The organism is Synechococcus sp. MU1625, from assembly GCF_020514205.1.
GTDB lineage: Bacteria > Cyanobacteriota > Cyanobacteriia > PCC-6307 > Cyanobiaceae > Parasynechococcus.
Genome location: NZ_VTLA01000001.1, coordinates 980,077 through 1,003,807, shown reverse-complemented (window position 1 = coordinate 1,003,807; position 23,731 = coordinate 980,077). Strand labels below are relative to the sequence as shown.

Annotated in this window: 25 protein-coding genes; 14 read left to right on the top strand and 11 right to left on the bottom strand. The window is 61.8% G+C overall.

Annotated elements, in window-relative coordinates:
• Nucleotides 1-2: 2 nt before the first annotated feature.
• The 7 genes from FZX13_RS05835 (at nt 3) to FZX13_RS05805 (ending at nt 8,233) form a co-directional block, all read left to right on the top strand.
• The gene (locus FZX13_RS05835) at nt 3-1,265 is read left to right on the top strand and encodes a CPBP family intramembrane glutamic endopeptidase (protein WP_226408152.1); all 1,263 of its coding nucleotides are present in this window, start codon (nt 3-5) and stop codon (nt 1,263-1,265) included.
• 3 nt (nt 1,266-1,268) lie between these two features.
• Entirely contained in the window at nt 1,269-1,757 is a 489-nt protein-coding gene (locus tag FZX13_RS05830; protein WP_115023954.1) for a hypothetical protein, read from the top strand.
• Nucleotides 1,757-3,562 carry a penicillin-binding protein 2 gene (locus FZX13_RS05825; RefSeq protein WP_226408150.1) on the top strand — a complete coding sequence of 602 codons (1,806 nt, stop codon included), beginning with the start codon at nt 1,757-1,759 and terminating at the stop codon, nt 3,560-3,562. The genes FZX13_RS05830 and FZX13_RS05825 overlap by 1 nt, the downstream gene beginning before the upstream one ends.
• 48 nt (nt 3,563-3,610) lie before the next feature.
• Nucleotides 3,611-4,783: a transaldolase gene (locus FZX13_RS05820; protein WP_115023950.1), complete on the top strand. Its 1,173-nt coding sequence runs from the start codon at nt 3,611-3,613 to the stop codon at nt 4,781-4,783.
• A gap of 87 nt (nt 4,784-4,870) precedes the next feature.
• Nucleotides 4,871-5,254 (top strand): Crp/Fnr family transcriptional regulator, encoded by a 384-nt coding sequence (locus tag FZX13_RS05815; RefSeq protein ID WP_226408148.1) that lies wholly within the window; start codon nt 4,871-4,873, stop codon nt 5,252-5,254.
• Between the two features lie 58 nt (nt 5,255-5,312).
• Nucleotides 5,313-6,701 (top strand): BCD family MFS transporter, encoded by a 1,389-nt coding sequence (locus FZX13_RS05810; RefSeq protein ID WP_226408146.1) that lies wholly within the window; start codon nt 5,313-5,315, stop codon nt 6,699-6,701.
• Between the two features lie 53 nt (nt 6,702-6,754).
• Entirely contained in the window at nt 6,755-8,233 is a 1,479-nt protein-coding gene (locus FZX13_RS05805; RefSeq protein WP_226408144.1) for a deoxyribodipyrimidine photo-lyase, read from the top strand.
• Here FZX13_RS05805 and FZX13_RS05800 read toward each other — a convergent pair.
• Genes FZX13_RS05800 through pyrH form a run of 3 tightly spaced genes read right to left on the bottom strand, consistent with a single transcriptional unit; the run spans nt 8,230 to nt 10,673 of the window.
• Nucleotides 8,230-9,375, bottom strand: coding sequence for a geranylgeranyl reductase family protein (locus FZX13_RS05800; RefSeq protein WP_226408142.1), 1,146 nt, complete (start codon nt 9,373-9,375; stop codon nt 8,230-8,232). The two genes, FZX13_RS05805 and FZX13_RS05800, sit on opposite strands and share 4 nt — an antisense overlap.
• Nucleotides 9,372-9,920: a ribosome recycling factor gene (frr, locus tag FZX13_RS05795; protein WP_226408140.1), complete on the bottom strand. Its 549-nt coding sequence runs from the start codon at nt 9,918-9,920 to the stop codon at nt 9,372-9,374. Before frr ends, FZX13_RS05800 begins: the two co-directional genes overlap by 4 nt.
• Nucleotides 9,921-9,959: 39 nt before the next feature.
• Entirely contained in the window at nt 9,960-10,673 is a 714-nt protein-coding gene (gene pyrH / locus FZX13_RS05790) for a UMP kinase (protein ID WP_226408139.1), read from the bottom strand.
• 83 nt (nt 10,674-10,756) lie between these two features.
• Between pyrH and FZX13_RS05785 the strand changes: the two genes are divergently transcribed.
• Nucleotides 10,757-10,951, top strand: coding sequence for a hypothetical protein (locus FZX13_RS05785; RefSeq protein WP_115095211.1), 195 nt, complete (start codon nt 10,757-10,759; stop codon nt 10,949-10,951).
• Nucleotides 10,952-10,966: 15 nt separating this feature from the next.
• Here FZX13_RS05785 and cobO read toward each other — a convergent pair whose 3' ends face one another.
• Genes cobO through FZX13_RS05770 form a run of 3 tightly spaced genes read right to left on the bottom strand, consistent with a single transcriptional unit; the run spans nt 10,967 to nt 13,473 of the window.
• On the bottom strand, nt 10,967-11,632 hold the full coding sequence (gene cobO / locus FZX13_RS05780; protein WP_226408132.1) for a cob(I)yrinic acid a,c-diamide adenosyltransferase: 666 nt from the start codon (nt 11,630-11,632) through the stop codon (nt 10,967-10,969).
• Nucleotides 11,633-11,655: 23 nt separating this feature from the next.
• Complete coding sequence (locus FZX13_RS05775; RefSeq protein WP_226408130.1) at nt 11,656-12,288, bottom strand: class I SAM-dependent methyltransferase; 633 nt, start codon at nt 12,286-12,288, stop codon at nt 11,656-11,658.
• A 33-nt stretch (nt 12,289-12,321) separates the two neighbouring features.
• Entirely contained in the window at nt 12,322-13,473 is a 1,152-nt protein-coding gene (locus FZX13_RS05770; protein WP_226408314.1) for a site-specific integrase, read from the bottom strand.
• 72 nt (nt 13,474-13,545) lie between these two features.
• Between FZX13_RS05770 and hemH the strand changes: the two genes are divergently transcribed.
• From hemH to FZX13_RS05740, 6 genes are read left to right on the top strand one after another with little or no spacing between them, the layout of a single operon-like run.
• Nucleotides 13,546-14,721, top strand: a complete 1,176-nt coding sequence (gene hemH / locus FZX13_RS05765; protein WP_226408128.1) for a ferrochelatase — start codon at nt 13,546-13,548, stop codon at nt 14,719-14,721.
• A gap of 56 nt (nt 14,722-14,777) precedes the next feature.
• The gene (gene ilvB, locus FZX13_RS05760; protein ID WP_226398802.1) at nt 14,778-16,565 is read left to right on the top strand and encodes a biosynthetic-type acetolactate synthase large subunit; all 1,788 of its coding nucleotides are present in this window, start codon (nt 14,778-14,780) and stop codon (nt 16,563-16,565) included.
• Entirely contained in the window at nt 16,562-16,909 is a 348-nt protein-coding gene (locus tag FZX13_RS05755; protein WP_226408126.1) for a nuclease, read from the top strand. Before ilvB ends, FZX13_RS05755 begins: the two co-directional genes overlap by 4 nt.
• Complete coding sequence (locus FZX13_RS05750) at nt 16,902-17,126, top strand: GIVxVP protein (protein ID WP_226408124.1); 225 nt, start codon at nt 16,902-16,904, stop codon at nt 17,124-17,126. Before FZX13_RS05755 ends, FZX13_RS05750 begins: the two co-directional genes overlap by 8 nt.
• Before the next feature lie 33 nt (nt 17,127-17,159).
• Nucleotides 17,160-18,347 carry an amino acid ABC transporter substrate-binding protein gene (locus FZX13_RS05745; RefSeq protein WP_226408113.1) on the top strand — a complete coding sequence of 396 codons (1,188 nt, stop codon included), beginning with the start codon at nt 17,160-17,162 and terminating at the stop codon, nt 18,345-18,347.
• Nucleotides 18,348-18,369: 22 nt separating this feature from the next.
• On the top strand, nt 18,370-20,037 hold the full coding sequence (locus FZX13_RS05740; protein ID WP_226408111.1) for an NAD(P)/FAD-dependent oxidoreductase: 1,668 nt from the start codon (nt 18,370-18,372) through the stop codon (nt 20,035-20,037).
• A gap of 19 nt (nt 20,038-20,056) precedes the next feature.
• Here FZX13_RS05740 and FZX13_RS05735 read toward each other — a convergent pair whose 3' ends face one another.
• The 5 genes from FZX13_RS05735 to FZX13_RS05715 all read right to left on the bottom strand — a co-directional run bounded on the left by FZX13_RS05735 (nt 20,057) and on the right by FZX13_RS05715 (nt 23,663).
• Nucleotides 20,057-20,395, bottom strand: a complete 339-nt coding sequence (locus tag FZX13_RS05735) for a hypothetical protein (protein ID WP_226408109.1) — start codon at nt 20,393-20,395, stop codon at nt 20,057-20,059.
• Nucleotides 20,396-20,404: 9 nt separating this feature from the next.
• Nucleotides 20,405-20,557 carry a hypothetical protein gene (locus FZX13_RS05730; protein WP_226408107.1) on the bottom strand — a complete coding sequence of 51 codons (153 nt, stop codon included), beginning with the start codon at nt 20,555-20,557 and terminating at the stop codon, nt 20,405-20,407.
• A 177-nt stretch (nt 20,558-20,734) separates the two neighbouring features.
• Complete coding sequence (gene pgeF, locus FZX13_RS05725) at nt 20,735-21,523, bottom strand: peptidoglycan editing factor PgeF (protein ID WP_226408105.1); 789 nt, start codon at nt 21,521-21,523, stop codon at nt 20,735-20,737.
• Nucleotides 21,524-21,534: 11 nt separating this feature from the next.
• Nucleotides 21,535-22,419: a Tab2/Atab2 family RNA-binding protein gene (locus tag FZX13_RS05720; protein ID WP_226398807.1), complete on the bottom strand. Its 885-nt coding sequence runs from the start codon at nt 22,417-22,419 to the stop codon at nt 21,535-21,537.
• Nucleotides 22,416-23,663 (bottom strand): S1 RNA-binding domain-containing protein, encoded by a 1,248-nt coding sequence (locus FZX13_RS05715; protein WP_115023916.1) that lies wholly within the window; start codon nt 23,661-23,663, stop codon nt 22,416-22,418. Before FZX13_RS05715 ends, FZX13_RS05720 begins: the two co-directional genes overlap by 4 nt.
• Nucleotides 23,664-23,731: the final 68 nt, after the last annotated feature.

The window sequence follows — 23,731 nt, the reverse complement described above, 5'->3', positions numbered from 1 at the left end:
TGGTGCCCAGTTCTCCACGACCGGTTTCCCCGCGCTGGAAGGGGCTTCTGGCGGCCCTATCCTTGGCCATGGCCGGTTTTATCTGGCTGTCGGGCTTGGTTGACAGTTTGTCCAGACCATCGGTGGCTCCGGCCCTGAGCCTTCAGCAGCAGGAGCTGACGCTCCTGGCCGAGCCAGCGGTGCCGTCCTCGTTGAGAGAAGCCTTGCTGGGGGAGTCGCCACGGGATGCGCTGCTCAAAGCCCTGGAGGGGATCTCATCCGAGGATCGCAGTGAGCGGCAGCAACGGATGCTCCTGCTCTTGCAGGGCCAGACTCCTGCCTCTGCAGACCGTGAAAGCGAACCCGAAGATCCCCTGCTCCAGCAGCTGCTGTGCGAAGTCAGCGCGTCTGATCCGGGGCTCTGCATTGATGGTGCAGCGGCGGGCCAAGCGGCGTTGCGTTTGGCGTTCAGCACGGTGCTGCCCCTGGTGACCGCCCTGATCGGTGGTCTGCTGCTGATCGGCCAGGCCTGGCGGTTGGTGCGGGGCCGTCTGATGGCCTGGCCAGCGGTTCAGGGGCCGGACCTGACTTTGATCGATATGGCCCTGCTGGTGGCGGGAGGCTTTGTCGTCATCAGTGCCGTTGGCGTCCCATTGGTGGCGTTCCCCTTGGTCGGTGCACTCACGGCCGGGCTTGCCAGTCCCCGCCGTGAAGCCGTGGGCGTGGTGATCAACTACGGCGTGATGGCTCTGCCAAGCCTGCTGATCCTCTGGCGGCAGTTGCGGGCCCTGCCGAAGCAGAGTGCGCCACCATCGGGCTGGATGCAGTGGCGGCTGCGGCCTTTGCTCTCCGCTCTGCTGGATGCAGTGGCGGGTTGGTTGATGGTGACCCCCCTGGTGATGCTCACGGGATGGTTGCTCGTGCGCTTGGTGGGGGATCCAGGGGGGAGCAACCCGCTGCTGGAGTTGGTGCTGGGCAGCCATGATCCGATTGCTCTCGGCTTGCTCGCTCTGACAGCCGTTGTGCTGGCTCCGCTGTTCGAAGAGACCATTTTTCGCGGTGCTCTGCTCCCAGTTCTGGCAGCCCGGCTTGGCCCCCTTGCGGGTGTCTTGCTCAGTGGCCTGTTGTTTGCCATGGCCCATATCAGTGTTGGAGAGCTGGCACCCCTCACCGTGCTCGGGGTTGGGCTGGGGTTGGTGCGGCTCCGCAGCGGACGGCTGTGGCCGTCAGTGCTGATGCATGGCCTTTGGAATGCAGTCACGTTCCTGAATCTGTTGCTGCTCTGAGCCTTGCCCCGCCTTTCCACAGGTGGTTCACTGGCCTATTCGCCTGTGATCCCGGTGGTTGCCGCTCCGGAACAGCGTGCATCGACCACAGCTTTTGAGCTGATTCAAGGGTCCCTGTCCTCTGGACGGATTGCACGACGATCCCCTCTCCTGGGGGGACTCCATCGCTTGATGGACGGCACTCTGCTGGGGTTGATCGCGGCGGTTGCTGTTCTGGCGGGCCTGACGTTGCACTGGCAGCATCGCTGGACCCTGGCTTTCCGCCTTCTGGAGGCGACCAACACCCAGGCGCACCGATTGACGGAATCAACTGCTGTCATGGAACAGCACCTGCTGCAACGTTCCCAACAACCGAACACTCTTGTGCCCACCCAGGTGGCCAACCTGGTGCATCTCGATCGCCCCGCTCTGCATTCGCTCCAGCCGACCACTCCCTCTCCGATGGTTTCGTTTCAGGAGCTGGGAGATCAGCCCATTCGGTCGGGGTACTGATGACGCGGTTGTCAGGGGGTCGACCTGTTCGTTCGCGACGTTCCCGCGCACGGGTTGTTCCTCTGACGCAGGTTCCGCCGAAGCGGTTGTTGATCATTTTCTGGATTTTGGCGGCAGGGCTGCTGGGCCTGATCGGTCGCATGGCATGGCTGCAGTTGGTGCAAGCTCCAGCCTTGGAGCAGCGTGCCCGTCAACTGCAGACGCAGCGCACCCAGCCTCTGGGGCAGCGGCGTCCGATCGTCGATCGCACTGGCCGCCTGGTCGCCATGGATGAAAAGCGATTTCGGCTTTGGGCCCATCCCCGTTACTTCAACATGCCTGGAGATGCCCCCAATGCTGTCCGCCCTGTTGAGGATGTCGCGGCAGTGTTGGCTGATCCGTTGGCCCGCCCCGCTTCCGAGCTTTTAGAAGCGATGGGAACGCAGGCATCCGGGATCAAACTTGCCGAAGAGCTTGCTCCTGAGACCGCTGATCGCATCGGTGCTCTCGGAATCAGTGGCCTGGATCTGGAGCCCTATCCCCAGCGCGTTTATCCCCAGGCATCGTTGTTCGCCAATGTGGTCGGTTTCCTCAATGCTGAGCGGCAACCCCAAGCGGGCCTTGAGCAGAGCCGTGATGGCGATCTGGCCCGTCATGAGCAGACCCGATATCTCCGTCGAGGAGCCGATGGCACCCCTTTGCCGGCCAATCTCGCCCCGGGGGCCTTCTACGGCGACGACTTGCGTTTGCAGTTGACGCTGGATTCCAGGCTCCAGCAGGTGGCTATGACCGCCCTGGCTGAGCAGGTCACGAAGTGGAAAGCGCAAAAGGGCGCCGCGATCGTGATGGATGCCACCAATGGTGAGCTGTTGGTGCTGGCATCGACACCCACGTATGACCCCAATCGTTACTGGGATTTCCCCACCGGGCGGTTTCGGGAATGGTCCGTTCAGGATCTCTACGAACCGGGATCAACGTTCAAGCCGATCAATCTGGCTCTGGCGCTCCAGGATGGCGCCATCGAGCCGACGGATCGGGTGAATGACGTCGGCCAGCTCACCATTGGTGGTTGGCCGATTTTTAACCACGACAAGCGGGCCAATGGCCTGGTGGATTTCGCCACCGTGCTGCAGGTGTCGAGCAATGTCGGCATGGTCCAGGCCATGCGCCGTCTTAACGATGACGCCTACTGGAACTGGATGCAGCGTCTCGGTATCAATCAGCGTCCTGACACCGACCTCCCTGGTGCGGTGGCCGGCCAACTCAAGAGCAAGCAGCAGTTCACTAGCCAACCGATTGAGCCGGCCACAACGGCATTTGGCCAGGGTTTTTCACTCACTCCGCTCAAGCTGGTGCAGCTTCACGCGATGTTGGCCAACGGCGGCAAGTTGATCAGCCCTCATATCACTCGCGGATTTCGCTCGGGTGATGCTTTGGCTCCGGCGGCGGCACCGAGTGGTCAGCAGCTGCTGAAGCCAGAGGTCACTCGCACGGTGCTCCAGTGGATGGAGTCGGTGGTGGATCTTGGTAGTGGCAAAGGTGTGAAAACACCCGGGTATCGGATTGGTGGCAAAACAGGGACGGCCCAAAAAGCCCTGAATGGGATTTATCTCCCAGGCGCGAAAATCTGCAGTTTTGTGGCGACCTTGCCGATTGAGGATCCCCGTTATGTGGTGTTTGTTGTGGTGGATGAGCCCCAAGGTGAAAACGCCTATGGATCCACCGTGGCCGTTCCGGTCGCCAAACAAATCATTGATGCCCTGTTGGTTGTGGAGCGCATTGCACCCTCAAAACCTGCTGAATTGAACAAGCTTTTGAACAGCTGACGCATCAAAAAGCGCCGCTACGTTACGGGTATAGAGCCGTCGTACATCATGGCCAGCCTGCTCGATCAGCTTTCACAAATGACCGTGGTCGTTGCCGACACGGGTGATCTGGAGGCGATCCGTAAGTTCACCCCTCGGGATGCCACCACCAACCCGTCACTAATCCTTGCGGCCGCCCAGATTCCGGCCTATCAGAGCCTGATTGATGAGGCTTTGCGGTCGTCGCGCAAGCTGATGGGCAGCGATGCACCGGTGGAAGACGTGGTGCGGGAAGCCCTGGATGAAATCAGTGTGATCTTCGGTAAGGAGATTCTCAAGATCGTTCCCCGTCGTGTGTCAACGGAGGTGGATGCTCGCTTGAGTTTCGATACCGACGCCACGATTGAAAAAGGGCGCAAGTTGATTCGTTTGTACAACGATGCCGGCATCAGCAACGATCGCGTTTTGATCAAAATCGCCTCCACCTGGGAAGGCATCAAAGCTGCCGAGGTGCTGGAAAAAGAGGGGATTCACTGCAATCTCACCTTGCTGTTTGGCTTTGGGCAGGCGGTGGCCTGCGCTGAAGCTGGCGTCACCCTGATTTCCCCCTTCGTCGGGCGCATCCTGGATTGGTACAAGGCTGAAACCGGGCGCGATTCCTACCCCGGGCCGGAAGATCCCGGGGTGATTTCTGTGACTCGGATTTTTAACTACTACAAGACCCACGGCTACAGCACGGAGGTGATGGGGGCGAGCTTCCGCAACATCGATGAGATCACGGAGCTGGCCGGTTGTGATCTGCTCACGATTTCACCCAAGTTGCTGGATCAGCTCCGCGAAAGTGATGCAGCCCTAACCCAGAAGTTGGATGCGGCCCATTCCAGCGGGGGTGAGGACAAGATCCACGTTGATCGCGCCAAGTTCGATGCGTTGATGCATGACGACCGGATGGCCACCGACAAACTCACTGAGGGCATCAAAGGTTTCAGTAAGGCGATTGAAACCCTGGAGCATCAGCTGGCCCATCGTCTTGCGGAACTGGAGGGTGGCTCCGCCTTCCGCCACGCTGTCTCCGAGATCTTCATGCTCAACGACATGAACGGTGATGGGTCGATTACCCGCGATGAATGGCTTGGTAGTGATGCCATCTTCGATGCGCTGGATCAAGATCATGATGGTTTGATCTCCCAGGAAGACGTGCGCCAAGGCTTTGGTGCTGCTCTGGCACTGACCTCCGTCTGAGTCCGTCGTCTGATCTGTTGCTGAGGAGAAGCGAGCCTCGCTTCTCCTTTCATTCACGTTTGATTTTTCGGTCAACGATTCATTCCAATGCATGCGCTCGACACCATGCGCGCTTTGGCAAGCAAGGCCGAAGTAATCCATCTGAAGCAGGGGCAGATTCTGTTTCGCACGGGGGAAACCGGAACCTGCATGTATGGGTTACTGGAAGGATCCGTGCGTCTCACCTGGATCGATTCGACAGGCCATGAAGGGCATGAAGACATCCCTGTTGGCCATGTTTTTGGCGCAGGTGCCCTCGTGATGGAGGACCATGAGCGTCTGAGCACAGCCACGGCCACCAGTGATTGCCGGCTGATTGCCATGAACCGCGACAAGTTTCTGTTTGCGGTTCAGGAGACGCCGATGTTTGCGGTGCAGCTTCTCGCGTCGATCGATGCCCGTTTGCGAGACATCAAGTTGGCCGAGGCCTGAGGCCCTGGTCGCTTTTTATGCGAAAAGGGCATAATCCTGCGAGTTTTTGTATTGCTTGTTGCAAAGCCATCCCCTGCGTCTGGCTTTGCAACTGGGCTTGTTCCAGCTCAGTCTTGGGATTCTTGGTGTCCAGATCCTTGGCCTGCTGAACCGTCTCCTGATTCAAGACATCCAGTTGCCGGCGGTGCTGGCGGCCTTGGCCGTAGGTGGTCAGCAGCTGATGGGGTTCACCCGCGCCTGGTTCGGCCATCGCTCCGATCGCATCCCCCCCAGCCGGCTGCGTCGCACCCCTTTCATCATTATCAGCTCGTTGGCGATTGCCTTGTTGTTCGGTTTGGCCTGTCAGCTGGTGCTGCGGTTGGCCACCAGCATGGAGGCCTCCGGCGGTGAGCTCAATGGGCTGCTGATTGGCCTGCTGATCCTCGTGTTTGTGGCGATTGGCACGGCCATTGCCGCTGGTGGAACAGCGTTTTCGGCCTTGATCGCTGATCGCACCACGGAAGCCGAGCGGCCGAGGGTGCTGTCGGTGGTGTGGGGGATGCGTCTTATGGGGGTGTTGCTGGGCAGTGTTCTGGTGAATCAGGTGTTCGGCAGTGCCTGCGCGGCCGATCCCAGCCGCACCGCTGTTCTGGCTGGACTGCAGCGGTTGTCGGTGGTGACGCCGTTGGTGTTGCTGGGGCTGGGGGTGGCGTCGGTGTTCGGCGTGGAACGCCGCATCACAGGCTTGATGGCGTCTGTGGGGGCGGAGCCACCCGATGTTCCCCAGCGGTTGGCCTTGCCCCAAGTGCTCTTGAAACTGCGGTCCATCCCCCAGGCCGGTCGTTTCCTCGGCGTGCTCTGCCTGTTCACCTTCAGCATGTTCCTCAACGATGCGGTGCTGGAGCCCTACGGCGCCGCTGTCTTTGGCATGAGTGTCTGCGCCACCACATCGCTGAATGTGTTGATCGCACTGGGCTTCTTCGGCGGCCTGGCGCTCAGTGGCTTCTGGTTGATTGAGCGGGTCGGCAACATCCGCACCGCCCGGGTGGGTGCGGTGCTGGCCGCTTTTGCCTTGATGCTGATGTTGTGGGCCGGGGCTGAGCAGTCGATCCCCCTGTTGCGGGCTGCTGTTGCTTTGTTTGGTTTGTCGCTTGGGGTGTGCATGAATGCCTGCCTCACCCTGATGTTCAGTTTTGTGCAACCCGGACGTACTGGGCTCCTCTTGGGAATTTGGGGTGCGGGCTATGCCTATTCCTGCGGCCTGGCCACCATCAGTGGAGGCGGGCTGCTCACCTTGTTCCAAGCCTGGAATGGCGGGGATCTGTTCGGTGCTTACAGCGGTGTGTTTGCCCTGCAGATGGTCTGTTTCCTGGGAGCCGCATTGATGACGCGCCGTTTGGATGTGGTCTGTTTCCGCAACACGGTGAAAACTCGCTTCAGCGACGTGATGGAGATGGCGGTGGATTGAACGTTGGATGAAGGGCCGGATCCACTAGAAACGGCTTCCTTGAATTGCAGTGAATGGCAGCGCTGCAGATCGTTTGGTTCAAGCGTGATCTGCGCAGCGTTGATCACAAGCCCTTGGCGGCGGCCTCTGAGCGTGGTCCGGTGCTGCCGTTGTATGTGGTCGAGCCGGAGTTATGGCAACAGCCCGATGTCTCCGAGCGGCAGTGGCTTTTTTGCCGGGAGTCGCTTCTGGAGCTGCGTGAGGCTCTGGCTGATCTGGGGCAGCCATTGGTGGTGCGGGCAGGCGATGTGGTGCAGGTGCTGGAGCGTGCCCGGCGCCAGTTCGGTATCGATGGGCTGTGGAGCCATGAGGAAACCGGCAACGGCTGGACTTATCAGCGCGACAAACGTGTGGGGGGCTGGGCCCGTCAGCACAGCATCGCCTGGTGCGAAATACCGCAGTTTGGGGTGACGCGCCGGATGAGCACTCGCAATGGCTGGGCCAAGCGGTGGGAGGCGCAGATGGCGGAGTCCATCACTGCAGCTCCGGCCACGTTGCAACCACTGGAGGGCATCGCTCCCGGCGAGATCCCAGAGCGGCCCTGCCGCGAGCTGCCGGTTGATGTTTGCCCGAAGCGGCAAACCGGAGGGCGTTCGATCGGCCTGGGGGAATTGCGCGATTTTATGCAGCACCGAGCGCCGCGCTATCAACGGGCGATGTCTAGCCCCAACACGGCGTTCACGGGCTGTTCACGCCTGTCGGCCTATCTCACTTGGGGTTGTCTCTCGATGCGGGAGGTGTTGCAGACCAGCCGCAGCCATAGCGGTCGCGGTGTCAGCAGCTTTGAATCACGGTTGCACTGGCACTGCCATTTCATTCAGAAGCTTGAGGATCAGCCGGCGATTGAATTCAGCGATTTCCATCCGTTCATGCGGGGCATTCGCAAGGCGGATGCGGAGCGCTTGTCGGCCTGGAGTGAAGGCCGCACCGGTGTTCCCTTTGTGGATGCCTGCATGCGCGCCTTACAGGCCCATGGCTGGATCAACTTCCGCATGCGGGCGATGTTGATGTCGTTCGCCAGCTACAACCTCTGGCTGCCCTGGAGGGACAGTGGCCTGCACCTGGCGCGCCAGTTTGTCGATTACGAGCCCGGCATCCACTGGAGCCAGTGTCAGATGCAGTCGGGCAGCACCTCGATCAACACGATTCGGATCTACAACCCGATCAAGCAGGGCATGGACCACGATCCGCAGGGGGTGTTCATCCGTCAGTGGTGTCCTGAACTCAAGGACGTGCCCACGATTCACATCCATGAGCCCTGGATGCTCGGCGGCGGTCGGCCGGCCCCGATTGTTGATGTGACTGAATCGATGCAGCAGGCCAAAGACCGGATCTGGGAGATTCGTCGATCGGCCGGTTTTGAGCGCCATGCCGATGCGATTCAGCGTAAGCATGGCTCCCGCAAGGCCGGCTTAAAACCGGTAACCACCCGCCGCCGGCGCAAACCTCAGCAACCTGACAACGGCAGCCAGCAGCTCAGCCTCGGTCTCTAGTTGCGCTGCAGCAGCAGTCGTTTGATCACCCGCTGGGCGATGTCTCCATAGCCCATCTCCCCGGAGAGTATTTGAGCAATCCGTTGCGGTGCGGTGGGCCGTTTGATCCCCAGCTGATACCCGACACCGGGAAAGCGATAAAACACTTGGGCAATGCGCCGACCCCAGGCCATCGACTCCCCCCAGCGTTCCCGCATGGCGCGGCTGTAGCCCCGCAGATCGCTGCTCTTCCCGTTGAGCCAACGGCTCAGATGCCGTGCTGCTTCGCAGCCACTCATCAGGGCAGGCCGTAACCCCTCGGCCAGAAAGGGATCGCACAGGGATGCCGCATCGCCCACCACAACGATGCCGTTGCCGTCCAGACGGTGATGGCCGTTCCACACCCGCAGTTGCCCGCGCTGACGAATGCCAGCATCGGCAGCGAAGCCCAGATCCGGCAGCAACTGAGCCAGCACCTGCTCTGGGTCAGCGTCCTGCCTGCCGATGAAGCTGCCCACGCCGATGTTCACCCCGCCAGCGAGAGGGAAGGCCCAGGCAAAGCCCTGTTTCACTAGGCCGAATTCAAAGCGGGTGGTGCCATTGCTGAGCTGCCCTTGGCCCTCCAGTCGTACTGACATGGTGGTGGCCATCTGGGGCTGTTTGGCACCAAGACCGAGCCGTTGGGGCCAGGGCGAGCCAGAACCATCGGCGATCACTACGGCCCGGCTTTGCCAACGGCGACCATCGGTTGCCGTTATGTCCCACACGTCTCCATTGCGGTCGATGCCGTTCACGGCAACCCCGGCAAGCCGTTCGGCTCCAGCCTGAATCGCCTGATCCGCGAGTAGTTGATCCAGCGTTTCGCGGCGCACGATCCAGAACGGCGCATCCCCCGGCAACTCGGCCACCACCGGATCTTTCAGACACCAACTGAAGTCAACGCGGCGGATCACCTGTTCCACTGCGGGTTCCAGGGAAAATGGGAACCACTCCTGCACCGAAGCGGCCATGCCACCACCGCAGGGTTTGATCCGAGGCTCAGCATCGCGTTCCAGCACGAGTACGTCGTGACCGGCTGCCGCTAGATGGGCCGCTGCGGCACCACCGGCTGCACCGGACCCGATGATCAGAACATCGCGGGTCCGATCCACTCCGTTGCTCACACCTTGAGGATGTCGGCTTCCTTGGTGGCCAGGTGCTTCTCGAGTTCAGCAATGAACTTGTCGAGCGTTTTCTGAACGCTGTCTTGCTCGTCGCGGCTCTGATCTTCGGAGAAGTCGCCCTCCTTCTCTTGCTTCTTGATTTTGTCGATCGCGTCGCGGCGCAGGTTGCGCAGGGCTACTTTGCCTTCCTCGGCGTACTTGGATGCCAGCTTGCAGAACTCCTTGCGGCGTTCCTCTGTCAGGGGTGGCACGTTGATGCGGATGATCTTGCCGTCGTTGTTGGGGGTAAAGCCCAGCTCACTCATGGCGATCGCTTTCTCGATCGAGGCGAGGGCGCTGATGTCGAAGGGTTGGATCTGGATCGTCTGTGAATCTGGGGTCGACAGGGTGGCTAGCGATTTCAGCGGTGTTTCGGCGCCGTAGTACTCCACGCTGATTCGATCCAGAAGCGAGGAATTGGCCCGGCCGGTGCGAATGGTGTTGAAGTTGCGCTGGGTGGCCTCCAACGACTTGCGCATGCTGGCTTCGAGGTCCTGGGTCGACATGGTTGCTGAGGGTGGAGGCGTGCGTGCTTGGGTGCGTTGTCAGGCGGGGGCGCCGATGCGGGACCCGATCGGTTCCCCGGCCACGGCTCTGCCGATGTTGCCAGGTTCGAACAGGTTGAAAACAACAATCGGGATGTTGTTGTCTTTGCAGAGAGCGATGGCTGTGCTGTCCATCACGCCCAGTTCTCCGCTGAGCACATCCTGATAGTTGAGGTGCTCGTGTTTAACGGCGTCGGAATGCTTGGCAGGGTCTTTGTCGTAGACCCCATCCACTTTGGTGGCTTTGAACACCACATCGGCGTTGATCTCAGCAGCCCTGAGGGCGGCGGTGGTATCGGTGGTGAAGAAAGGATTGCCGCATCCGGCGCCGAACACCACCACCCGGTTTTTTTCCAGGTGCCGGATGGCTTTACGGCGGATGTAGGGCTCCGCCACTTCTTGCATGGCAATGGCGGTCTGCACCCGGGTGGGCACGCCGGCTCTCTCCAGGCCGTCTTGGAGGGTGATGGCATTCATCACAGTGGCCAGCATGCCGACGTAGTCGGCTGTGGCCCGTTCCATGCCTGCTGCAGAACCCTTCAGCCCGCGGAAAATGTTTCCACCGCCCACGACAATGGCTAGCTGAGTGCCATTGGCAACCACCTTGGCAACGTCGGAGGCGATTGACTGAACAATGGCGGGGTCAATTCCGTAGCCCTGAGATCCCATCAGAGCTTCGCCGCTGAGTTTCAGCAGGACGCGTGTGTAGGTCATCAACGGTCCAGATCCTTCTGACAGTAGCAAGCACTGGCACAGGCCTCAGATCACCGCTTGGATGGATGAACCGCGGCTGCTTGATGCCAGAGACCGATGCCACCCAGAGCGGTGTGATGGCCCGTCTCACCCTCTCGGCCCTGGAACGCGCCAGCCAAGATCCCGACTGCTGGCGTGAACCCGTCGTGCATCGCGCCTTGTTGGTGAGTGGACTCTCCGTGCTCATCGCGGCCACCCGTCGTCTTCAGGACGATCTCGAGGCTGCTGAAGCGGCCTAAGACGGGCTGAGCCCGTTAAAACTCGATGCCCGCCTGGGCCTTCACCCCCTGCTCGCGGAAGGGGTGGTGCACCAGGGTCATCTCCGTCACCAGATCGGCTCGCTCCACCAATGCAGCCGGTGCTCCACGGCCGGTCACCGCCACGTGGGTGAGGTCCGGTCGCTCGTTCAATCCGGCAATCACGGTGTCGGCATCGATGTAGCCCAGCTTCAGGGCCACATTGAGCTCATCGAGCAGCACCAGTTTCACGCTGGCATTCCGTAGATAGCCGAGGGCTGTCTGCCAGGCCTCTTCCACCAGCTGTTGATCCCGCTCCCGGTCCTGGGTCTCCCAGGTGAAGCCCTCGCCGAGGGCATGCCAGCTCACCTGTTCGCCGAAGGCCTTCAGCGCCCGTGCTTCGCCGGGCTCCCATCCTCCCTTGATGAACTGAACAACCGCCACCCGATCCCCATGCCCCAGGGTGCGTAACACCAGCCCCAGCCCGGCGGTTGTTTTCCCCTTGCCCTGGCCGGTGAACACCAGCACCAAGCCCTTTTCCTTGTTGCGCTCCTCGACCCGCTGTTTCTGCACCTGCTGCCGTCGTTCCATCCGTTTGCGATAGCCGGCGTCGTCCGCTTCGGGGGCGAGTTTCCCCCCCATCCCCAGCTCCGCGGCGGATTGATCGAGGTCGTGGTTGCTCATGGAAGGAGGGTGTTGATTGAGGCTTATCGAGGGCGAGTGGCGGTGATGCGCTGCAGGGCCCGTCCTGCCAGCAGTTCTTGGGTGACATGGTCGAACCCGAGTTGCTCCAGTTGGGCGGGGAGGTCGTCCTCCAGCATGGCGGTAGCGGTGTCGGTTTCAAACAGGGTGCAGAAGAGTTGTTGGGGGAGCTTCAGCCAGGGCCCAGCCGGATGCAGATCCACCACCACCAACCAGCCGCCGGGTTCCAGCAACCGCAGGGCACTGCGCAGCACCTGCTCCCGATCGCCGCGGGGAAATTCATGCAGGGCCACGCTCATTTGGATCGCGCTGAAGCTGCCATCGGCAAGCGGCGGATCTTCGGCCAGCCCCTCCACCCGCTGCAGGGCCGGGTGCCGTTGGGCGGCGAGATCCAAGGCTCGGGGGGAGATATCCAGGCCCGTTACGGCATACCCCGCCGCCAGCCAGGGGGCCGCTGCCTCGCCACTGCCGCAGCAGAGATCCAGCACCGCAGCTCCGGACTTGAGATGGGGTTGCAACGCAGCGAGCCCTAGGCCCCGCAGTCGGTCCACCCCACCCACACTCAGCGACGACACCGCCGTGACCGTGTCGTAAATCCAGCGGTAGCGGTAGGCCAGCGGCCTCAGAAACGACGTCATCGTTGATGTGCAAAAAGGGCAGTCAGGTTGATGTCAGGCCGGTTGCCGGGCCAGGGCTGCATCCACCGCCTGCTGCTGGTCACGCCGGGTGATCCAGTGGTGATAAGTGCGGGTGTGGATCGCCACCGAGTGGCCCATCATCCTGGCGGCGACGGTGTCCGGCAGGCCGACATGGATGGTGCGCACGGCCCAGGCATGGCGCAGGTCGTAGGGCGTAATCGGCAGGTCATAGCGGCGGAACTGTTCACTCACACGCCGTCCCACCTGCTGCAGGGTGGTGCGACGAAGATCGGTCTGGATCGCCGGCAGGGCGGCCGGGTTCTCCGCTAGCTCCCTTAGGCCGAAGCGTTCGACCCAGTCGGGGTGGAATGGCCAACTCTGGTGTTCACCGGTTTTGGTGGTCGGCAGCACCCGCAACACCTGATCGCCGCCCGGGGCCAGGGAGGAGCAATCGCAGAAGAACACCTCGTGGTTGCGCAGGCCGTAGGTGGCCATCAAGGCAAAGGCCAGGCGCCACTGGGGATTGGGAATGCGGCCTGCGGCCTCAAGGATCTGAGGGTCGGTGGGCAGTTGGCGGAAGCGGGCCCTGTGCAGGCCATAGCCGCCGGCCTCCTGGCGCCAGTCCTCCGGTAAGGGCAGCTCCAGATGGCGGGCCAGGGCCGCTAGGGCTGTGGCGCATTGCTGGCGACTGCGGCTGCCGTCGTCGTAACTGGTCAGGGTCTGCATCAGCAGCGTCGGCTCCAGCTGCTGATCACCGCTCTGATGGGCCAGGCGCCGCAGGTAGGGCAGATAGGCGCTTGTCCAGGTGGTGCGGCTGCTCGCTGGGGAGCGGCGTCGACGCGGGTCGGTAAAAAATGCTCTCTCGAAGCTCTCGAGTGCGGCCTGAATTCCGATGGATTGGCTCTTGGCTTTGGTTGACGTTGGGGCTGACCAGAGCGTCCAATCAAAACTGCGCTGCTCCAATTGCAGTTGCACCAGGGCTGCGGTGCTGAGGGCTTGATTCAGCCCGGCTGGATCTGCCGTCAGCCCCAGACTGATCCGTTGCAAGCGGCTCCGGCTCGGATCGCCGCGTAGAGGCAGAGCCCCGCGCAGGTTCAGCCGTCGACCCCGCTGTTCGATGCGCAGTCGTGTCCCCCGTGCCGCCAGCTGCGCATTGGCGGTCTCCAGCGCACTTTTGAGCTCCATAAATGTGTCGTCGACGTCAAGGATCGCGTCGATGGCCGCTACGCTCAACCCCCTCAAGCCGTTCTGCTCGGTATGTCTCGCGTCGGTGTCGTCCTGTTGAACTTGGGTGGCCCGGAGCGAATCCAGGATGTTGGGCCTTTTCTCTACAACCTGTTCGCCGATCCTGAGATCATTCGGCTGCCTAGCCCGGCGCTGCAGAAGCCACTGGCTTGGTTGATCAGCACCCTGCGCAGTGGTAAGTCGCAGGAGGCCTATCGCTCCATCGGTGGCGGATCACCGCTGCGCCGGATTACCGAGCAGCAGGCTCGAGAACTTCAGAGCATGTTGCGGCAGCGCGGCATCGATGCCACCAGCTATGTGGCCATGCGCTATTGGCATCCGTTCACGGAATCCGCTGTAGCGGACATCAAGGCCGACGGCATGGATGAGGTGGTGGTGCTCCCCCTCTATCCCCACTTCTCGATCAGCACGAGTGGCTCCAGTTTCCGTGAGCTGCAGCGGCTGCGTCAGGCAGATCCCTCCTTTGAGAAGCTGCCGATTCGCTGCATCCGCAGTTGGTTCGATCACCCGGGCTATGTGAAAGCCATGGCCGAGCTGATCGCTGAAGAAGTCCGCAATAGCGATGATCCCAGCAAAGCTCACGTCTTCTTCAGTGCTCACGGTGTGCCGAAGAGCTACGTCGAAGAGGCTGGCGACCCCTACCAAAAAGAGATCGAAGCCTGCACGGGTTTGATCATGAAGGAACTGGCCGTTCAGATGGGTCACGACAACCCCTTCACCCTGGCCTATCAAAGCCGTGTGGGCCCGGTGGAATGGCTGAAGCCCTACACGGAAGAGGCGCTTGAAGAATTAGGCGAAGCCAAGACCAATGACCTCGTGGTGGTGCCGATCAGCTTCGTTAGCGAGCACATCGAGACGCTCGAGGAAATTGACATCGAATACCGGGAGCTGGCCACCGAGGCTGGCGTGGTGAATTTCCGCCGCGTGCGGGCTCTCGATACCTATACCCCCTTCATTGAAGGGCTGGCTGATCTGGTGAGCAGCAGCCTGCAGGGTCCTGAAGTGAGTCTGGATGCGGCGGCGGAACTGCCCACCAAGGTGAAGCTCTACCCACAGGAGAAGTGGGAATGGGGCTGGAACAACAGTTCGGAAGTCTGGAACGGCCGTCTTGCCATGGTGGGTTTTTCGGCTTTTCTGCTCGAGTTGATCAGTGGTCAAGGGCCGCTTCATGCCCTCGGATTGCTCTGATCAAGCCGGGGGCGCTTCCGGCCCTTAACCTTGAGGGTCATTGACCTGTCGCCCCTGTGACTCTCACCTCCGCGTCTTCGGCCGTCACCGGGCAGCAGGCAGGTAACGGTGGACAGAGAATGTCAGGGGCCACAGCCCTGATGGATGCCCTCCGACGTCACGGCGTCGACACGATCTTCGGCTACCCCGGCGGGGCGATTCTTCCCATCTATGACGCCCTCCATATCGCCGAGAGCGAGGGGTGGGTGAAGCACATCCTGGTGCGACATGAGCAGGCTGGAACCCATGCGGCCGATGCCTATGCCCGCGCCACCGGCAAGGTGGGCGTTTGCTTTGGCACATCCGGTCCCGGTGCAACCAACCTGGTTACCGGCATCGCCACCGCCCAGATGGACTCGGTGCCCATGGTGGTAATCACCGGTCAGGTGCCCCGTCCGGCGATCGGCACCGATGCCTTCCAGGAGACCGATATCTTTGGCATCACCCTGCCGATCGTGAAGCATTCCTGGGTGGTGCGGGATCCAGCGGATCTTGCGTCCATCGTTGCCCAGGCCTTTCTGATCGCAGCGAGTGGTCGTCCGGGTCCGGTCCTGATTGACGTCCCGAAGGATGTCGGTCAGGAGATGTTCGATTATGTGCCCGTTGAGCCTGGGTCGATTGTTCCCCAGGGCTTTCGCAAGCCGCAGCCACCGCGGGATGAGCCGATCCTGTCAGCTCTTGAGCTGATCATGGAGGCGGAGCGCCCCCTGCTGTACGTGGGGGGTGGTGCAATCTCTGCGGGTGCTCACGACAGCCTTCGTGTCATCGCAGAGCGCTTCCAGATCCCCGTAACAAGCACCTTGATGGGCAAGGGTGTCTTCGATGAGAACGACCCCTTATCCGTAGGGATGCTCGGAATGCACGGTACGGCCTACGCCAACTTCGCCGTCACCGAATGCGATCTACTGATTGCCGTCGGCGCCCGCTTTGATGATCGGGTCACCGGCAAGCTCGATACCTTTGCCCCTCGGGCCCGGGTGATCCACTTTGAGATTGATCCGGCTGAGATCGGCAAGACCCGTCGTCCTGAGGTTGCGGTGCTGGGTGATCTGGGCCTGAGCGTGGCGCGGTTGGTGGAGCTGAGCCTGCAACAGCAGGTGCAACCACGAACCGCTCCCTGGCTTGCGCGCATTGCCGAGTGGAAACAGACCTATCCCCTCACCGTTCCTCCCGCTGAGGGAGCCCTGTTCCCCCAGGAGGTTCTGCTTGCCGTTCGGGACCTTGCGCCGAATGCCATCGTTACGACCGATGTGGGGCAGCACCAGATGTGGGCCGCCCAGTACCTACGCAATGGTCCCCGCGGCTGGATCAGCAGTGCCGGTCTCGGCACCATGGGTTTCGGCATGCCGGCCGCGATGGGCGCCCAGGTGGCTTGCCCCGATCGTCAAGTGGTGTGCATTGCCGGTGACGCCAGCATCCTGATGAACATTCAGGAGCTGGGAACACTGGCGGCCTACAGCCTCCCGGTGAAGGTGGTGATCGTCAACAACCATTGGCAGGGCATGGTGCGCCAATGGCAGGAGAGTTTCTACGACGAGCGCTATTCAGCTTCCGACATGCTCAATGGCATGCCGGACTTCGTTGCCCTCGCCCGCTCCTTCGGTGTGGACGGCGTGCACATCCGCGAGCGGGAGACCTTGCGCGTTGACCTGGAGGCCGCTTTGAAGGCCCCCGGCCCGATGCTGATTGATATCCACGTGCGCCGCGGTGAGAACTGTTATCCGATGGTTCCCCCCGGCAAAAGCAATGCTGAAATGGTGGGCCTCCCGGCCCCTATGCCGGTTCTCAATGCCACGACCCCTTGATTCGACTTGTCTTAACCGGATTGCTGTTGCTGCTTTGGGCAGTTCCGGTTCAGGCCGCTGAGGTGCTTCAGGTGCGCAGCAGCTCCCTGCTTCAGGTCGGCGATCACAACCGCACCTACACCGTTTCCCTGGCCTGCACATCCGTTGATGTGAGCCACGAAGCCGAAGCGACCGCCTGGTTGCGTAAGGAACTGCCGCGCCGGCGCAGGGTCAATCTCCGACCGGTTGGTTCCAGCGAGGGTCAGCTCATGGCTCTGGTGACGCCAATCGGTGCTGAGCGTGACCTCAGCAGTGGCTTGATTGCCGCCGGTTTGGCTATCAACAGCTGTGGGGTCGATGGCTGATAACAGAGTCGCCCGAGGCATTGTGCTGGTGCCTTGCCTTCTGTTGGGCGGTGCTTTTCTGGCAACGGCCGTTTGGGGTCAGGGAGCCGCCGCCGAAAATCGCCCCCTGGCCATCGGACTCGGCGTTGGCTTGCTCTTGGCCGGTTGGTTGTCCCAGTTGGGAGGCGGGTCTGAGACCCCTGTGACAAAACCAGACGAGTCCGATCCCTCTCCCTAACTTGCGGGAATCGGGTTGCTTCCCTCCGATTCCATGTCGAAGCCTGAGTGGCGATGCTGGCCTTGGCTGTCGTGGTCTGTTGTTACGGCGACGCTGATCGGATGCCAATCCATGGTCGCCAGTGGCCTCAATCGCCCACGGCTGGCGGTGCTGCTTCCGGTGGGCCATCGCGATGCTGCATTGCGGCAGGACTTCTTGCAGGGCTTTCGTCTCGGCCAGTCTTCGGTGGAGGCCTGTGGTGAGTCTTTCCCCCCGGTGGTCTGGCATGGGTTGAACTCCGGCGAGGCGCCTGAGGCGCAGTTGATGCCTTCCAGCGAACTCAAGCTGCTGGTGGCACCCCCGTCTGCGGATTTGCGGACCTTTGCTGCTTTGGCGGTTGAGCGGGATCTCACCGTGCTGTTGCCCTTTCAGCGGGGGCAGTCTCTGGACACCTTGCGTGGCCTCGAAGGCCGTGAACGGCTTTGGCCGCTGGTTCCCTGCCAACAGGAGGATTTGAAAGCGATGGTGGCGGCGGCGATGGAGGCCGGTTGGGAACGGGCCATGGTGGTGGAGGCCCCGTCCGCCCTGGAGTCCATAAGCTCCAAGGGTTTTGTCGAACTGTTCCAGGCTGCTGGCGGCATTGTTGAGAGCTACGAAGCCGAGCCGGTTCAGCGGGTGGATCCCAGCAACGACCGGCGTCTGCAACGGTTCAAGGACGACATGGCCTGGTCGTGGGTGCCCACTGTTGTGGTTGCTGATGCCCCCGATGGCCCTCTCTCGCAACAGCTGCGGGCTGAGCAGCAGCAGGGCCGCTTCGGCGGTGGGGCACCGCGAACTCCGAACTGGATTTGGCTCACTGAGGCTGAAGGCCTGCAGGATGCTCCCGAGGTTCCTTGGCAACAGCTTGGCCTGCGGCACCCAGCTCGTGGGGACGCCTGGTCTGACTTCCAAGAGAACTTCCAGCAGCACACCGGTGCAACTCCTTCGCTGCTCGCCGGTGCCGGCTTCGATACGGCGAGGCTGTTGGCTTTGGCGGATGCAGCACCGCTGCAGCTGTCCGATGATGGAACCAACGATGCCATGGGTTGGCTCGATCCCGATCAGGAGGCAGTCCCGATTTGCGAGGCCTTCGATCAGCGGCGCCGCGGTGAGCGCTTGCGTCTTCAGGCGGTTGCCAGTGATTCCCGCTTTCGTGGCGGCCAGGCACCTTCAGGTCAGGCCATTGCCGGTCTGATCGAATGAGGTCTGGGGATACGACCTCGAGATGCTGCGACTGAGTGAGTTGAAGCTGCCCCTGGATCACGGGGAGGAGGCCCTGAGGGAGGCGGTGCTTAAGCGCCTGCGGATTCCGCCGGATCAACTCCTAGGCCAGACCCTGGTGAAGCGCAGTGTCGATGCGCGTCGCCGCGATCGGATTCAGTTGATCTACAGCGTGGATGTGCAGGTGAGGGGTGAAGCTGCCTTGTTGCGGCGCATCGGCAACAAAGGACGGGTTCGTCTTGCGCCGGATACCCGCTATCGGTCTGTCGGCAATGCCCCTGATGGCTTCCCGTTGGATCCGGTCGATCGGCCGGTGGTGGTGGGAGCAGGCCCCTGCGGCTATTTCGCTGCCCTGCTCCTGGCGCAGATGGGTTTCCGGCCGCTGTTGCTGGAACGGGGGCAGTCGGTGAAGCAGCGCACCCTGCAGACCTTCGGCTTTTGGCGGGGAACCAGCCCCTTCAACCCGGAATCCAACGCCCAATTCGGTGAGGGGGGGGCCGGCACCTTCTCGGACGGCAAGCTCTACAGCCAGGTGAGCGATCCCGAGCACTACGGCCGCAAGGTGCTGGAGGAGCTGGTGGCCTGTGGCGCCAGTGAAGAGATCTTGACGCTGCATCGACCCCATATCGGCACCTTCAAACTCGCCACCGTGGTGCGCGGTCTACGGGCTCGCATTGAAGCCCTGGGAGGCGAGGTGCGGTTCAACAGTCGTGTGGCTCGCCTGCAGCTCAGTGCCAGCGTCGCTGACAAGCCCCATCAACTCGAGGGGGTGGTGCTGGCTGACGGTGCTGAGATCCCTTGCCGCCATCTGGTGCTGGCTCCCGGTCATTCGGCGCGGGACTGCTTCGAAATGCTGGAAGAGATCGGCGTGCAACTGCAGCGCAAACCGTTTTCGGTGGGTGTGCGGATTGAGCATCCGCAGCATCTGATCGATGCAGCCCGATGGGGGGAGGCGGCCGGCCATCCTCGCCTCGGGGCCGCCGAGTACAAGTTGGTGCACCATGCAGAGAACGGACGCTGCGTTTACAGCTTCTGCATGTGTCCCGGTGGATTTGTCGTGGGTGCGACGTCGGAAGAGGGCAGGGTCGTGACCAACGGCATGAGCCAGCATTCCCGCAATGAACGCAACGCCAACAGTGGTTTGGTCGTGGCTTTGGAGGCAGACGACCTTGCACCGTTTGAACGTTTCCCCGGGGATCCATTGGCGGGGATTGCCCTTCAACGTGAGCTCGAAGAGCGTGCCTTCCGACTGGGGGGCAGAAGCTATGCCGCGCCGGCGCAGCGGCTGGAGGATTTCCTCGCTGAGCGTCCGTCAACCCGTCTTGGCGCTATCCCAGCGTCCTATCAACCGGGTGTGCACCCGGCCGACCTGAACGATCTGCTGCCGGTTTCCATCGTTGAGGCCTTGCGGGAAGCGTTGCCTGCCTTTGCCCGCAAGCTGAAGGGTTACGACCACCCCGATGCCGTACTCACGGGCGTCGAAACCCGCACGTCATCGCCCGTTCGCATACCCAGGGATGACGCGCTGGAATCGCTCAATGTGAGGGGGCTGGTGCCGGCGGGTGAAGGGGCGGGGTACGCCGGCGGCATCCTTTCGGCTGGAATCGATGGCATTCGGGCCGCTGAGGCCCTAGCCATCGAAATCCTGGGGACCGGCCGCCAGTCCTGTTGACCCTCACCCGTCCAGGCGATCAATACCCGGCAAAGGGGGTGGAGGAGTGATGCACCACGATCCGTAGAGCACCTTCGTCATCACGCACGTAACCGAAGGTTTTATCGACCTTGCTGGTGGTGCCATCGGCCGCTTCCAGATGCACCCAGCCCATGGCATTGGAGGTGTTCCCAAAGCTCTGAATCACGAAAATTTCAGGCTTACATTTCACCCAGGGGCTGCGCGTGGTGCCGGGGGTGCCAATGGCAAAGCCGGAGTCGCCAAAGGCGGGATCGTCCCCGACGAAATAGGACACAGCGCCACTGCGGGTGGCGCGGAAGGTGACGTCACCCTTGGCCCAGGTCGGCTTGAAGGCCACAGGACCGAACTAGTAGCCGTAGGCCGCATCGATGATCTCTCCGGCCAGGGGTTTGGATTTGGCCAGGCCTCCTTCATCGTGGTTTTTGCTAATGGTGATGAGGGCCTCACACCAGGAATCCTGAGCAACCTTGACGTCGCTCACCCTGATGGTTTCCGACATCACCGACGGCTTGCATCAGCGGCACCGGCACATGCGATCAGGGGGGCGAGGGAGACTGCACTCGCCAAAACGAGGCGAAGGATCGACTGGAACATCTTGAAAGCTGAAATGCTTCCTTCAAAGGGCTTTTGGTTGGAAATTCGTCAGCCTTAGCCCTTGATCCGTGATTGGCGTGGCTCAGGTTGGGGCTTGCGCCACGATTCCGCTCCATTGCACGGCTTTCACCTGATCCCGTCGCCAGGAATGGAACAGCTCGGGTTCACTGACGGTGCAGAGCGGGCAGTGGGCGATCCGTTCGCCGGCGATTCCTGCGCTCTGGAGTTGCACCCTGGCAGCGGTGCGAATGTCCAGGCGATGCCTCCCAGGCTGCTCATCCGGCAGGAGGACTTCGCTCTCATGGAGATCAGCATCCCCTGGAATCGCGGCAGTGATGGCCTCCACCACGTCTTCTCCCACCTGATAGCGCTTGCCGCTCACGGCAGGGCCTAGGGCAATGACCAGATCCTCTCGACGGGCACCCAGCTCCAACAGCTGATCGAGGGCCGTCATCAGGATTCCAGCGGCCACCCCACGCCAGCCGGCATGACAGGCAGCGGCATGCCCGGTGCCGGGATCGGCGATCAGAACTGGAGTGCAGTCCGCACCGCACACCCAGAGGCTCTGGCCTCCGCGATCACTCACTAGGCCGTCGGCCTCGGGCCAGGGATCCTGACGAGCTTCGCTGGCCTTCAGAACGATTCCGCTATGCACCTGCTGGGGACGATGGACGCTGATGCCCGCGCTGATGTAGCCCGCCAGTTGGTCGGGCCCGCGGCCCTGCCAGAGCCGGGTGAAGAAGCCGTGTTCAAAGCCCTGCTCATGCAGCAGATCGCTTTGGAGGTAGTAGCCCCCGTAACAACCGATCCAGGTCCAGTTCTTCAACGTGTTGAAGCTGCTGTCTGGTCGATCAAAAGGCCTGTCGTCCATCAGCCTTGCGATCAGGCCATCGGGATGTCCCGCAGCATCCAGAAGCCCCCAAAGGTCTGCTCCTCGGGGCTGGCTTGGATGGCGATGAATTGCAGGCCGCGCACTTGCTGTTGTGAGGTCATGAGTGCTTCGGCGATTTCAGTGGCAACACCCGATTCGAGGTCACTCACAAGCCAGCGGTCGTCCTGACCGGCTTCCAGCACCAGCTGCCGGTCTTCAACGACCATGCGCACCGGTTCAAGACCCCCCAACCAGCCCGCCATGGCGAGGGAGCGGCTCTGGCTGAACAGGCGTAAACCCGGCACGGAAGCATCGGGATCGATGCCATCGGGCACCGGCAGAAGCCCGTTGAAACTCATCGGCCATTCCGATGCCTCTAGCAGCAGGCTTGCCGGCAAGGCTGCCCAGCTCCAGGCATCCCCTTGAACTTCTTCCGGCAGGGGCACCGGTGGTGTCGTAACAGGGGCCGGTGGGGGTGCGAGTGGTCCTGCCATGAACCCCTCATCCTGTGGGTACACCTCCCTTTCACGCTGCTGGAGCCAATCGAGCAGAGCGAAGGTGCGGCGACTTGGAATCACTTCCAGATCTTGTTCGGTGGCGGCCCGTTGCACCATCGTTCGCATCGAACTGCGCCAGCAACGCAGGCGCACGGGGGATCCCCAGCCCCCACTGGCGGACGCCTCCTTGGCTTCCGCGAGGGCTTGGCTTAACCACAGTGAATTCACCTCACCGGAGGGACAAACCTTGGCGAAGCGAAACGGTGGTGTGTCGCCGCTCACCGCAGGGGTGGAGGTGATTAGAAGTTCCCAGCGCTTTCGGCCATCGGCCTCCAGGATCGGTCGGGAATAGAAGTCAAGTTCCCAGTCCTCAGCGGCTGTCAGGGCAGCAGTGCTCATCCGGCGGATTGCTCCTGCTGCTTCAAAACGCTTTGTGCCCGGCTGGCGCGATCTGCTGCTTCAGCCATCACTTTGTCTTTTTCGATGAGTAGCTCTCCGGGGGGGCCCTCCAGCAGTGCTGTGTTGAGGCCGATGCGTCCCCGTCCAGGGTCCAGTTCTGTGATCAGGGCCGACACCCGATCACCCTGATCGAAGACCTCACGGATCGAGCGCAGGCTGCCATTGGTGATCGCCGATTGATGCAACAGACCGCTGATGCCTCCGAGATCAATGAACAGGCCATAGGGCTTGACCGCTGCAACCTGCCCTTCCACCAGTTGCCCCACTTCCAAATCCTGGAACCGTTCAGCAACGGCAGCACGTTTCTCGGATAGCACCAGCTTGCGTGTCTCGGAATTGACCTCGATGAAGGCCACTCCCATGGTCTTGCCCACCAGCTCTTGATGGTTTTCACCGTCCTGGAGTTGTGAGCGGGGGATAAAGCCGCGCAGCCCTTCGAGATCGCAGGTGACACCGCCGCGGTTGAAGCCATTCACAATGACCTGAACGACTTTCCCCTGCTTTTCCATCTCCTTCACCCGGTCCCAGCTCTTGCGCAGCTCCAGGGCGCGGCAGCTGATCGTGACCATCCCATCAGCGTTCTGCTCACGGGTCACCAGAACCTCGACCTCAAGGCCTTTCGGGAAGCGTTCCCGGAAGTTGGTCACAACGCCGAGGCCTGCCTCGCTCTTGGGCATGTAGCCAGGAGCTTTACCGCCGATATCGACATACACGCCATCGTTTTCGATACCGATCACCGTGCCCTTGATCACCTCCCCTGTCGTGCCCACGGGAGCGTTCTCGTCCAGAGCGGCGAGGAAGGCTTCTTCATCGAAATCGAAATCATCAACGCTGCGCGGTTGATTGCGCTGCTCCTTCTTGGGTTGCTGATCAGGCGCACCCATCAAGTCGGCCATGGTCATGCCTTCCATGGCACCCATGTCGAACCGGGCGTCATCGTCTGTGCTGGGAGACGTTCTTCCGTCTTGTTGGGCTGGCTTTGGCGGCATGGCTAGACCAGCCCGCTCCTCCAGGATTCGTGCTTTTTCAGCTGCTGCCTCGGCTGCCGCGCGCGCTTCTGCTGCTTCCCGTGCGAGCTGCTCCTGCTCTTCACGGCGATTAATCTGCATCACCTGCAGCGGTTTGGTCGCTGCCGGCTTTGGTGCCTTGGGGCGGTTGGGCTGCGGACTGCCGGCTGCGGGCATGGACCATCGGGGTCATCGATCGACCATTTTGACAGGCTGGGCTGGGATCAGCACCCTCCTGCCTGTGT